Source organism: Pseudomonas sp. GW823-FHT06E10, assembly GCF_058794995.1.
Genome location: NZ_JBXAHJ010000009.1, coordinates 207,211 through 218,600 on the forward strand (window position 1 = coordinate 207,211; position 11,390 = coordinate 218,600).

Below are 11,390 nucleotides of genomic sequence, written 5' to 3' on the forward strand. Positions count from 1 at the left end.
TGTTCTTGTGTGTTTCTTCAGGCAATTCGTTGGTGAACTTGAGGCCGCCATCGCGGGCAAGCCCGCTCCCACAGGGTTCTCGGGTGTTCACAAAACCTGTGGGAGCGGGCTTGCCCGCGATGAGGCCCTCCCTTACACCGCAGTTTTAGCTATTGATGGGCTGGGCCGCATCACACTCAACCCGTAATAAATAATCCCACCCAGCGCCGAGCCGGTGAACCAGCCATAGCTGTAGAACCAGCTGAACGCGTCGCTGCCCAGGGACAGCAGCGTCAGCACCACCGGCACACCAAACGCGATGAACCCGCTCCAGTTCCACGCCGGATACACGTCATCGCGGTACAGGCCGGCGAGGTCCAGTTGCTGCTTCTTGATCAGGAAATAGTCCACCACCATGATCCCGGCGATCGGCCCCAGCAGGCTGGAATAGCCGAGCAACCAGTTGGAATAGACCGTTTCCAGGCTGAGATCGGAAACGATCAGGCCGAGCTTTTTCAGCAGTTCATGGGCCATCAGCGCCAGTCCGACCAGCCCGGTGAGGATTACCGCCTTGGTCCGGTTGATCGCCTTGGGTGCGATGTTCTGGAAATCGTTGGTGGGCGACACGATGTTGGCCGCGGTGTTGGTCGACAGCGTGGCGATGATGATCAGCGCCATGGCCAGCGCCACCCAGACCGGACTCTGGATATGACCGATCAGGGTCACCGGGTCGGACACCGTCACGCCCACCAGCTTCACCGAGGCGGCGGTCATCACCACGCCCAGGGAGGCAAACAGGAACATGGTCAGCGGCAAGCCGATGATCTGCCCGACGATCTGGTCTTTCTGGCTTTTCGCGTAGCGGCTGAAGTCGGGGATGTTCAGCGATAGCGTGGCCCAGAACCCGACCATCGCGGTCAGCCCGGCCGCAAAGTAACTGGCCACGCCCGCGCCTTCGGGGCGCTTGGCCGGGATCGCCAGCAACTCGGTCATCGACACGTTGGGCATGGCCCACACCAACAACCCTACCCCCACCAGCACCAGCAGCGGTGCCGAGAGCGTTTCCAGCCATTTGATCGACTCGGCACCGCGAATCACCACCCACAGGTTCAGCGCCCAGAACACCATGAAGCCGATGACCTCACCGGTGCCGCCCAGGGACTTCCAGCCCTCGAACACCGAGCCGAGGAACAGGTGAATCGCCAGCCCGCCGAACATGGTCTGGATGCCGAACCAGCCACACGCCACCAGGGCGCGGATCAGGCACGGAATGTTGGAGCCGAGCACGCCGAAGGACGAGCGCAGCAACACCGGAAAGGGAATACCGTACTTGGTGCCGGGAAAGGCGTTAAGCGTCAGGGGAATCAGCACGATGATGTTGGCAAACAGAATCGCCAGCAGCGCTTCACCGACGGTCAGGCCGAAGTACGCGGTCAGCACGCCACCAAGGGTGTAGGTCGGCACGCAGATCGCCATGCCTACCCACAGCGCGGTGATGTGCCATTTGTTCCAGGTGCGTTCGCGCACCTTGGTCGGTGCAATGTCGTGGTTGTAACGGGGACTGTCGAGGACATCGCTGCCGGCTTCAAGCTCGAACAAGCCGTCGCGCTCGGTCACTTGCGATCTGATCTGTTGCATGGCCGCTCCACTGTTCTTTGAATTATTTTTTGCTCATCGGGGGCTGGCGGCATCAATAAACGTGCCGGGTGCCCCGATTACGCATCGGGCAGTTCCATAAACACTCTGTAAGCAACTGATGTTTATCAGTTTTATGCAGTCAACGATGCAGTCCTCAGTTGCATGTCATGCCACTCAGGCCGAATGCCAGACAAGTTGTCCTGACAGTCAGGACTCAATCTGGTGCGTTGATCTTTTTTTCAATGGCTGCGCATCAACCATAGACCATACTCAAACAGCTGATTTCACATAAGAAATCTTGACTATTTTTCGATCCTGTCAAGTGCGTCAAAATGGTGAACGGCCTCACCATTTTGGTGATTCTTGTAATTAATCTTTAAATATCAATTAGTTAATAGCTGCATAAGCTTATAAAAAATATTCTTGCCGATTCGGATAACTGCAGCTAGCGTTTAATCCTGACAGCACTGACAGGAATAAATCTGACCGGGCTGTTTTTATATAGAACATCTAGAACCGGCATAAACCGGTCATTGCCTGCGAGGAACTCGGAATGTCTCTGTTGATCCGTGGCGCCACCCTTGTTACCCATGATGAAAGTTATCGCGCCGATGTGTATTGCGCAGACGGCGTGATCAAGGCCATCGGCGAAAATCTCGATGTACCTGCAGGCGCCGAAGTGCTCGACGGCAGCGGCCAATACCTGATGCCCGGCGGCATCGACCCGCACACCCACATGCAACTGCCCTTCATGGGCACCGTGGCCAGCGAAGACTTCTACAGCGGCACGGCGGCCGGACTGGCCGGCGGCACCACGTCGATCATCGACTTCGTGATTCCCAACCCGCAGCAATCCTTGCTCGAAGCCTTCCATCAGTGGCGCGGCTGGGCCGAGAAGTCGGCGTCGGACTATGGCTTTCACGTCGCTATCACCTGGTGGAGCGAACAGGTCCGCGAGGAAATGGCCGAACTGGTCAGCCAGCATGGCGTCAACAGCTTCAAGCATTTCATGGCCTACAAGAACGCGATCATGGCCGCCGATGACACCCTGGTGGCGAGTTTCGAACGCTGCCTGGAACTGGGCGCGGTGCCGACCGTTCACGCGGAAAACGGTGAACTGGTGTATCACCTGCAACGCAAGCTGATGGCCCAGGGCATCACCGGACCGGAAGCGCATCCGCTGTCGCGGCCTTCACAGGTTGAGGGCGAGGCCGCGAGCCGGGCGATCCGCATCGCCGAAACCCTGGGCACGCCACTGTACCTGGTTCACGTCTCGACCAAGGAAGCCCTGGACGAAATCACCTACGCCCGGGGCAAGGGCCAGCCGGTCTACGGCGAAGTACTGGCCGGGCACCTGCTGCTGGACGACAGCGTCTACCGCGATCCGGACTGGCAAACCGCCGCCGGTTACGTGATGAGCCCGCCGTTCCGCCCCCGCGGCCATCAGGAAGCGCTCTGGCATGGCCTGCAATCGGGCAACCTGCACACCACCGCCACCGACCACTGCTGCTTCTGCGCCGAGCAAAAAGCCGCTGGCCGCGACGACTTCAGCAAGATCCCCAATGGCACCGCCGGCATCGAAGACCGCATGGCGGTGTTGTGGGATGAAGGCGTGAACAGCGGACGCTTTTCGATGCAGCAATTCGTCGCGCTGACGTCCACCAACACGGCGAAGATCTTCAACCTCTACCCACGCAAAGGCGCGATTCGTGTGGGTGCCGATGCCGACCTGGTGCTGTGGGACCCGCAAGGCACGCGCACCATTTCCGCCAAGACCCACCATCAGCAGGTGGACTTCAACATCTTCGAAGGCAAGACCGTGCGCGGCGTGCCCAGCCACACCATCAGCCAGGGCCGCGTGGTCTGGGCCGACGGCGACCTGCGGGCCGAACGCGGGGCCGGGCGCTACATCGAACGACCGGCGTATCCGGCGGTGTTTGATTTGCTGAGCAAGCGGGCTGAGCTGCACAAGCCGGTTGCCGTGAAACGCTGAAAGCGGCCTTCGGCCTATCGCGAGCAAGCTCGCTCCCACAGGGATCTCGAGTGTTCACAAAACCTGTGGGAGCGAGCTTGCTCGCGATGAGGCCCGCACAGACAACACAAAAAACAATGCCCATTCAGAGGCAGCACCTCAAATAACCGTGAGGCCAAAACCGTGATCAAGACCCTGGACCACCTCCCGCATCCCGTTGAGAATGCGGCCGCCCTCGCCGGCCACTTCACCGATCTGGCGCCGCCGCTCAACGAGCGCCAGGCGCACCTGGAAGCCTCGCGCTGCCTGTATTGCTACGACGCGCCCTGCGTGAATGCCTGTCCGAGCGAGATCGACATTCCCTCGTTCATCCGCAACATTGCGCAGGACAACGTGCAAGGCGCCGCGCAGAAAATCCTCTCGGCCAACATCCTCGGTGGCAGTTGCGCCCGGGTGTGCCCGACGGAGATTCTTTGCCAGCAAGCCTGCGTGCGCAACAACACTCACGAATGCGCGCCGGTCATGATCGGCCTGTTGCAACGTTACGCCGTGGACAACGCCCATTTCAGCACGCACCCCTTCCAGCGTGCTGCCGCCACCGGCAAACGCATCGCCGTGGTGGGTGCCGGTCCGGCCGGTTTGTCCTGCGCCCACCGCAGTGCCATGCACGGGCATGACGTGGTGATTTTCGAAGCGCGGGAAAAGGCTGGCGGCCTCAACGAGTACGGAATCGCCAAATACAAACTGGTGGATGACTACGCGCAAAAGGAGCTTGAGTTCCTGTTGGAGATTGGCGGCATCGAAATCCGCCACGGGCAGAAACTCGGGGAGAACCTGACCCTCAGTGAACTGCATCAACAGTTCGATGCGGTGTTCCTCGGCCTCGGGCTCAATGCCAGCAAACAGCTAGGTCTGGCCCACGAAGACGCGCCTGGCCTACTCGCCGCCACCGACTACATCCGCGAACTGCGCCAGGCCGATGACCTGAGCCAACTGCCCCTGGCCGACCACTGCATTGTCCTCGGCGCAGGCAACACCGCCATCGACATGGCGGTGCAAATGGCCCGCCTTGGCGCCCACGATGTGAATCTGGTGTACCGCCGTGGCATCGAGGACATGGGCGCCACCCATCACGAACAGGAGATTGCCAAGGCCAATCAGGTGCGGCTGATGACCTGGGCTCAACCCGAAGAAGTGCTGCTCGATGACCATGGCCGCGTGCGCGGCATGCGTTTCGCCCGCACCCGTCTGGTGGAAGACCGCCTGCAAACCACCGGTGAAACCTTCGAACTGGCCGCCGACGCGATCTTCAAGGCCATCGGCCAGACCTTCGACGGCAGCGCCCTCAGTGATCCACTGGCCCGAGAACTCAAGCGTCAGGGCGAACGCATCGAAGTCGATGAGCAACTGCGCACCAGCATCCCCGACGTGTATGCCGGCGGCGACTGCACCAGCCTCGATCAAGACCTTACCGTGCAAGCCGTGCAGCATGGCAAGCGCGCCGCCGAGGCGATCAACGCTCAACTGATGCTCAACGTGGAGGCTGCGTAAATGGCCGATCTGTCGATTGTCTTCGCCGGCATCAAAGCACCCAATCCATTCTGGCTGGCCTCCGCGCCGCCGACCGACAAGGCCTACAACGTGGTCCGCGCCTTCGAGGCCGGCTGGGGCGGCGTGGTCTGGAAAACCCTGGGTGAAGACCCGGCGGCGGTGAACGTGTCGTCGCGCTACTCGGCGCACTTCGGGGCTAACCGGGAGGTACTGGGCTTTAACAACATCGAGCTGATCACCGACCGCTCGCTGGAGATCAACCTGCGGGAAATCACCCAGGTCAAAAAGGACTGGCCGGACCGTGCGCTGATCGTGTCTTTGATGGTGCCCTGCGTCGAAGAATCCTGGAAACACATCCTGCCGCTGGTGGAAGCCACTGGCGCCGACGGCATCGAGCTGAACTTCGGTTGCCCCCACGGCATGCCGGAACGCGGCATGGGCGCGGCGGTCGGCCAGGTGCCGGAATACGTGGAACAGGTCACCCGCTGGTGCAAGACCTATTGCTCGCTGCCGGTGATCGTCAAGCTCACGCCGAACATCACCGACATCCGTGTCGCCGCCCGCGCCGCCCACCGTGGTGGTGCCGATGCGGTGTCATTGATCAACACCATCAACTCGATCACCAGCGTTAACCTCGAACGCATGGTCGCCAATCCCATGGTCGGCAGCCAAAGCACCCACGGCGGTTACTGCGGCTCGGCCGTCAAGCCGATTGCCTTGAACATGGTCGCCGAAATCGCCCGCGACCCGCAGACCCTGGGCCTGCCGATCAGCGGGATCGGCGGCATTGGCAACTGGCGCGATGCGGCGGAATTCATCGCGCTCGGCAGTGGCTCGGTGCAGGTCTGCACGGCGGCGATGCTGCATGGCTTCCGGATTGTCGAAGACATGAAGGACGGCTTGTCACGCTGGATGGACAGTCAGGGCTATGCCAGCATTTCGGAGTTTTCCGGCCGTGCGGTGGGCAACACCACGGACTGGAAGTACCTGGACATCAACTACCAGGTGATCGCGAAAATCGATCAGGAGGCTTGTATCGGTTGCGGTCGCTGCCATATCGCTTGTGAGGACACCTCGCACCAGGCCGTGGCCAGCCTCAAGCAAGCGGATGGCACTCACAAGTATCAAGTGATCGATGAGGAGTGCGTGGGCTGCAATCTGTGCCAGATCACCTGCCCGGTGCAGGACTGCATCGAGATGGTGCCGGTGGAGACTGGCAAGCCGTTCCTGGACTGGAATCATGATCCGAGGAATCCGTATCACGTCGGTCCTTGAAATCTGCGGCGTCTGAACCGGCGCCATCGCGAGCAAGCTCGCTCCCACAGTGGATTTGTGTCGTACATCAAACCTGAGTACACCAATGATCCCTGTGGGAGCGAGCTTGCTCGCGATGAGGCCGGCCACTGCAGCACAAATCTCAAGGCTCCAACCCGATCCCCCGCAAAATCACACTGGTCACCGTCTGCACCGCTTTCTCGAACTGCATGTCCGACAGCGGCTGATGGTCGTTGAGAATATTCACCTGGTGATCGAAGTCGGCGTAGTGCTGGGTCGAGGCCCAGATCATGTACAGCAGGCTCGAAGGCTCCACCGGCAGGATGCGTTTGTCGTCCACCCATTGGCGGATTTTCGCTTCCTTCATCTTGGCCCAGTCGTACAGGCTCGCATCCAGCGCTTCGCCGAGGGTCGGCGCGCCATGGATGATTTCGTTGGCCCAGACTTTCGAGCCATAGGGCCGGCTGCGGGAATGGTTCATCTTGGCGCGGATGTAGCTGCTGAGCACCACACGCGGGTCATCGAACATCTCGAAGCACAGGGCGTCCTGCTTCCAGACTTCCAGCAAATCGAACAGCACGGCGCTGTACAACTCGGTCTTGGTGCTGAAGTAGTAGTGCAGGTTGGAGCGCGGCAGTTGTACTTCAGCGGCGATGTCGGCCATGGCGGTGCTGCCAAAGCCCTTTTCAGCGAAGACTTTTTCCGCCCCCAGCAGGATTTTTTCGACGTTACTGCGACGAATCTCGATCTTGTGATTGCCCATGCGGATCCCCGACAACAACGTTGAGCAAGACTAGCATCCGCTCTGGATCGCGGCGACAGGGGAAAACGAAACTTCGTGCGGCCACTGTCGTAAAGCTAAACTCTGCGCACTTGGAAACTGCCTGAGGTACCCACGATGTTGCTCAAGAAAACCCTGACCGTCGCGGCCCTGCTCGGCACGCTGCCGCCGATGATTTCCAGCTGACAATCCAATCCCTTGTGGGAGCGAGCTTTTGTGGCGAGGGGGCTTGCCCCCGTTCGGCTGCGCAGCAGTCGTAAATATAAACTCCTCGATATGCCTGAAAGTCGTAGGGGCCGCTTCGCGACCCAACGGGGGCAAGCTCCCTCGCCACAGGGAACGGTGCAAGCCTTGAAAATCACACAGCAGGTAAACATGTCGCTAACACTGATCGAACTCGAAGACGAATTCACCCGCCTCACCCTCGCGCCCGAGCTTGGCGCCAGCATCGTCAACTGGACGGTGCGCAGCACCGGACAGCCCTTGTTGCGCCACAGTGATGCCCATGCCCTGAACACCGGCCTGCCCGGCAAACTCGGCTGCTTTCCCTTGATCCCCTGGTCCAACCGCATCGCCGATGGCGGTTTCGATTGCCCCGATGGCTGGCTGGCACTGGCGCCCAACAGCCTCACCGATCCCCTGCCGATTCACGGCAGCGCCTGGCAGCAGCCGTGGGACGTGGTTTCCCGGTCGGAAAATGAAGTGGTCCTGCAACTCGACGGCACAACCCCCTTCGCTTATCGCACCCGGCAACGTTTCCAATTGAGCGCGGGCAAGCTGAGCATCGAACTGCACGTCACACACCTGGCCGAGCACGCTGCGTGGCATGGCCTGGGATTGCATCCGTATCTGCCGCGCACCGCGAACACCCGACTACAGGCGCCCGCCCGGCATGTGTGGTTGTGCGACAGGGCAAAACTGCCGACAGAACTCAGCGCATTGCCGCTCGAGTGGGATTTCCAGCAACTGAAGGCATTGCCCGAATCGCTGGTGGACAACGGCTTCTGCGAATGGAACGGTCACTGCCTGATCGAGCAAGCGGATCTTGGTTACACGCTCGACTGCCAGGCCACCGGCAGCGATTACTACCTGCTGTACTGCCCCGTGGGCCTGGAGTTTTTCTGCATCGAACCGGTGAGCCATCCGGTCAACGCGCACCACCTGCCCGGTCGGCCGGGGTTGCGTTTGCTGGAACAGGGCCAATCCACCGAACTGGGTTTCAGCCTGCAGTATCGGCCGCTTCAGGCAGAGGTTCCCAACAGTTGACTCAACACCGCTCGCAACTTGCCGGGCTTCACCGGTTTGTTCAGCAAGGGTGCGTTGAGCCGCTGCAACGCACGCCGGCATTGGTCGGTGCGGTCGGCGGTAATGATCACCGCGGGAATGTCCTGGTGGAAATGCTCGCGTAAATGTCGCACCACATCACAGCCGACCACCCCGTGATCGAGGTGATAGTCCGCGAGAATCAGCTCCGGCGCCTGTCCGCGTAACGCTGCCAGTGCAGCCGCTTCATCGGTGGCGACCAGAACGTCGCAGCCCCACTGCCCGAGCAACGCGCCCATGCTTTCGAGAATGCTCACTTCGTTGTCGATCACCAGCAGACGGCGGCCCGGCAGCGGATTGCCGGTGCCCGGTTGTGGTACCGCCTGGCTCACGGGCAACGGAACCTCGTCGGATATCGGCACCTCGATGCTGAACATCGAACCCCGCCCCGGCAACGAGTACACGCCGATCCTATAGCCAAGGATCTTGGCGATGCGCTCGACGATCGCCAGCCCCAGGCCCACGCCCTTGCGGTCGGCGGCGCGACCGACGTCCAGTTGGTTGAACTCGAGGAAGATCGAATCGAGCCGGTCGGCGGCGATGCCACGCCCGGTGTCCCAGACCTCCAGGCGCAGCATCTCGCCCCGACGCCTTACCGCCAGCAGGATGCTGCCTTCATCGGTGTAGCGGCAGGCATTGCTGAGGAAGTTGCGCAGGATCCGCGTCATCAGGCGCAAGTCGGTGCTGATGGCGTAATCGGCCATGCGCACCCGCAGGTTCAAGCCGGCCGCCTGGGCGACGGACTGGAACTCCGAGACCAGCGGCCCAAGCAGTTCATCGAGGCGGTACGACGCGATGTCCGGCTTGACCGCGGCCTGATCGAGCCGGGAAATGTCGAGCAGATCCGTCAGCAGGTCTTCGGCCCCTTCCAGGGCCTGGTGAGTGCGCTCCACCAGCACCTGTTCGGCTTCCGGCAATTGGCGTTCGCGCAAGGTCGAAATCAGCAACCGCGCGGCGTTCAGCGGTTGCAGCAGGTCGTGGCTGGCGGCGGCGAGGTATTTGTCCTTGCTGTGATTGGCGGCCTCGGCGGCATCGCGGGCATCGCGCAAGGCCTTGGCGATCTGTTTACGCTGGGTGATCTGCTGCTGAAGGTTACGGTTGGCTTCGAGCAATTCATCGGTGCGCGCGACGACGCGCTGCTCCAGTTCGTCATTGAGTTGCTGCAGGCGTCGCTGGGCCAGCTTGCGCTCGGTGATATCGGAGACGAACCCTTCCACCAGGCCTTCCTGGCCGGGCTTGAGCAGCAGGTTCATCAACACATCCAGGTGACTGCCGTCCTTGCGCCGCAAGCGGGTTTCATAGCCGTGCAGGCTACGCTGGTGCCTGAGGATTTCGCTGATGGTTTCCAGCTCCTGCGCGCCATCGACGAACAGGGTGCTGGCCAGGTCGGTCAGGGAGAACAGCACCTCCTGCGGATCCTGGTAGCCGAGCATGCGTGCCAGCGCCGGGTTGGCGGCGCGCATGCCATCGAGCAGGCTGGCCTGGAAGATCCCGTGCACCGCGTTTTCGAACAGCCACTTGTAGCGGTTGCGCTCGGCTTCCAGATCATCCAGGCGCGCGGCCAGTTCCGGGTAATGACTCTTGCGCGCCGAATGGCTGCCCAGTCCCAGCAGCCCGGCCAGGGCCCGTTGTTGCTCGTCAGAGGGCTTCGCCATAGACGACCTCGACATCACGCTGGCTGGATTCGCGCGGGTTGGTCAGGATGCACGGATCGTGCATCGCATGCTGCGACAGGAACGGAATGTCCGAGGTCCTGACGCCATGCAAACCGAGGGTCTCGTGAAAGCCGATGGCGTGCTTGAGGGCGATCAGGTGTTCGACCAGGCGCCCACAGATCTGCCGGTGATTCAGGCCTCGGCAGTCGATGCCGAAGGTCTCGGCGATCACCTTGAAGCGCTCCGGTGCCGAATTGTAATTGAAGGCCACCACATGCTCGACGAGCACCGCGTTGCACAGGCCGTGGGGCAGGTCTAGAAAGCCGCCGAGGCTGTGGGACATGGCATGCACGGCGCCCAGGATGGCGTTGGAAAACGCCAGCCCGGCCTGCATGCTGCCGAGCATGATCTTCTCGCGCAGGGCGATGTCGGTCGGGTTGGCGATCATTTGCACCAGATTGCCATTGATCAGGCGCATCGCTTCCAGCGCATGGGGGTCGGTCAACGGCCCATGGCCGGTGGACACGAAGGCTTCGATGGCATGCACCAGCGCGTCGATGCCGGTACAGGCCGACAGGAACGGGTCCATGCTCAGGGTGGTTTCCGGGTCGATCAGCGAAACGTCCGGCACCACGGCCTTGCTGACGATGGAGAACTTCATGCGCTCCTGCTGATTGGAAATGATCACGAATTGCGAGACATCGGCCGAGGTGCCGGCGGTGGTCGGAATCAGGATCAGCGGCGGGCTGGGCACGCGGATGGTGTCCACGCCCTCGAAATCGAGAATGCTGCGGCCATGGGCGACGACGATGCCGATGCCTTTGCCGCAGTCCATCGGGCTGCCACCACCGACGGCGACGATCACGTCGCAGTGGTTTTCCCGGTACATCTCGGCACCGAGCATCACCTCTTCGACCCGTGGGTTGGGCGAGACATCGCTGTACAGGCAGTATTCGATGCCCAGCGCTTGCAGGCTGGCCTCGACATCGGCGACCCAGCCGGCGGCGATCACGCCGGGATCGCTGACCACCAGCACCTTGCGTGCGCCAAAGGTCTTGGCGTAATTGCCGACACTGTGCCGGCTACCGGCACCGAAGATGATTTCAGGGGAAACGAACTTGCGCAGCTGGTTGAGACTCTGGCTCATTGGAAAGCCTGTTTTTATTGTTTTGGAAGGTAGAAACCACACTAAACCATCCAGCTGCGAATGCAATCA

Annotated in this window: 8 protein-coding genes; 4 read left to right on the forward strand and 4 right to left on the reverse strand. The window is 61.2% G+C overall.

Annotation, left to right across the window (positions count from 1 at the left end; all coding sequences use genetic code 11):
• Nucleotides 1-132: 132 nt before the first annotated feature.
• Nucleotides 133-1,617, reverse strand: coding sequence for an NCS1 family nucleobase:cation symporter-1 (locus AC1Q6Y_RS16850; RefSeq protein WP_057715182.1), 1,485 nt, complete (start codon nucleotides 1,615-1,617; stop codon nucleotides 133-135).
• Between the two features lie 553 nt (nucleotides 1,618-2,170).
• On the opposite strand from AC1Q6Y_RS16850, the gene hydA reads away from it, so the two are divergent.
• The 3 genes from hydA to preA all read left to right on the forward strand — a co-directional run bounded on the left by hydA (nucleotide 2,171) and on the right by preA (nucleotide 6,415).
• Nucleotides 2,171-3,610: a dihydropyrimidinase gene (gene hydA, locus AC1Q6Y_RS16855; RefSeq protein WP_057715183.1), complete on the forward strand. Its 1,440-nt coding sequence runs from the start codon at nucleotides 2,171-2,173 to the stop codon at nucleotides 3,608-3,610.
• A gap of 162 nt (nucleotides 3,611-3,772) precedes the next feature.
• Nucleotides 3,773-5,140, forward strand: a complete 1,368-nt coding sequence (locus AC1Q6Y_RS16860; RefSeq protein ID WP_492624822.1) for an NAD(P)-dependent oxidoreductase — start codon at nucleotides 3,773-3,775, stop codon at nucleotides 5,138-5,140.
• Nucleotides 5,141-6,415, forward strand: coding sequence for an NAD-dependent dihydropyrimidine dehydrogenase subunit PreA (preA, locus tag AC1Q6Y_RS16865; protein ID WP_492624823.1), 1,275 nt, complete (start codon nucleotides 5,141-5,143; stop codon nucleotides 6,413-6,415).
• 142 nt (nucleotides 6,416-6,557) lie between these two features.
• Here preA and AC1Q6Y_RS16870 read toward each other — a convergent pair whose 3' ends face one another.
• A complete protein-coding gene (locus AC1Q6Y_RS16870) occupies nucleotides 6,558-7,178 on the reverse strand; it encodes a TetR/AcrR family transcriptional regulator (protein ID WP_008046717.1) in 621 nt (206 codons plus the stop codon).
• Nucleotides 7,179-7,571: 393 nt separating this feature from the next.
• Here AC1Q6Y_RS16870 and AC1Q6Y_RS16875 point away from each other — a divergent pair, with 393 nt between their 5' ends.
• Complete coding sequence (locus AC1Q6Y_RS16875) at nucleotides 7,572-8,462, forward strand: aldose 1-epimerase (RefSeq protein ID WP_492624824.1); 891 nt, start codon at nucleotides 7,572-7,574, stop codon at nucleotides 8,460-8,462.
• Here the strand turns inward: AC1Q6Y_RS16875 and AC1Q6Y_RS16880 are convergent.
• Both AC1Q6Y_RS16880 and ercA read right to left on the reverse strand, forming a co-directional pair.
• A complete protein-coding gene (locus AC1Q6Y_RS16880; RefSeq protein ID WP_223502137.1) occupies nucleotides 8,438-10,174 on the reverse strand; it encodes a PAS domain-containing hybrid sensor histidine kinase/response regulator in 1,737 nt (578 codons plus the stop codon). The genes AC1Q6Y_RS16875 and AC1Q6Y_RS16880 overlap by 25 nt on opposite strands.
• Nucleotides 10,158-11,321 (reverse strand): alcohol dehydrogenase-like regulatory protein ErcA, encoded by a 1,164-nt coding sequence (gene ercA / locus AC1Q6Y_RS16885; protein WP_057715188.1) that lies wholly within the window; start codon nucleotides 11,319-11,321, stop codon nucleotides 10,158-10,160. The genes AC1Q6Y_RS16880 and ercA overlap by 17 nt, the downstream gene beginning before the upstream one ends.
• Nucleotides 11,322-11,390: the final 69 nt, after the last annotated feature.

What these genes read in the sequence shown, in the direction of transcription:
- AC1Q6Y_RS16875 (WP_492624824.1), top strand. Translation starts at nt 7,572, where the DNA reads ATGTCGCTAACACTGATCGAACTCGAAGACGAATTCACCCGCCTCACC.
- AC1Q6Y_RS16870 (WP_008046717.1), bottom strand. Translation starts at nt 7,178, where the DNA reads ATGGGCAATCACAAGATCGAGATTCGTCGCAGTAACGTCGAAAAAATC.
- ercA (WP_057715188.1), bottom strand. Translation starts at nt 11,321, where the DNA reads ATGAGCCAGAGTCTCAACCAGCTGCGCAAGTTCGTTTCCCCTGAAATC.
- AC1Q6Y_RS16880 (WP_223502137.1), bottom strand. Translation starts at nt 10,174, where the DNA reads ATGGCGAAGCCCTCTGACGAGCAACAACGGGCCCTGGCCGGGCTGCTG.
- preA (WP_492624823.1), top strand. Translation starts at nt 5,141, where the DNA reads ATGGCCGATCTGTCGATTGTCTTCGCCGGCATCAAAGCACCCAATCCA.
- hydA (WP_057715183.1), top strand. Translation starts at nt 2,171, where the DNA reads ATGTCTCTGTTGATCCGTGGCGCCACCCTTGTTACCCATGATGAAAGT.
- AC1Q6Y_RS16850 (WP_057715182.1), bottom strand. Translation starts at nt 1,617, where the DNA reads ATGCAACAGATCAGATCGCAAGTGACCGAGCGCGACGGCTTGTTCGAG.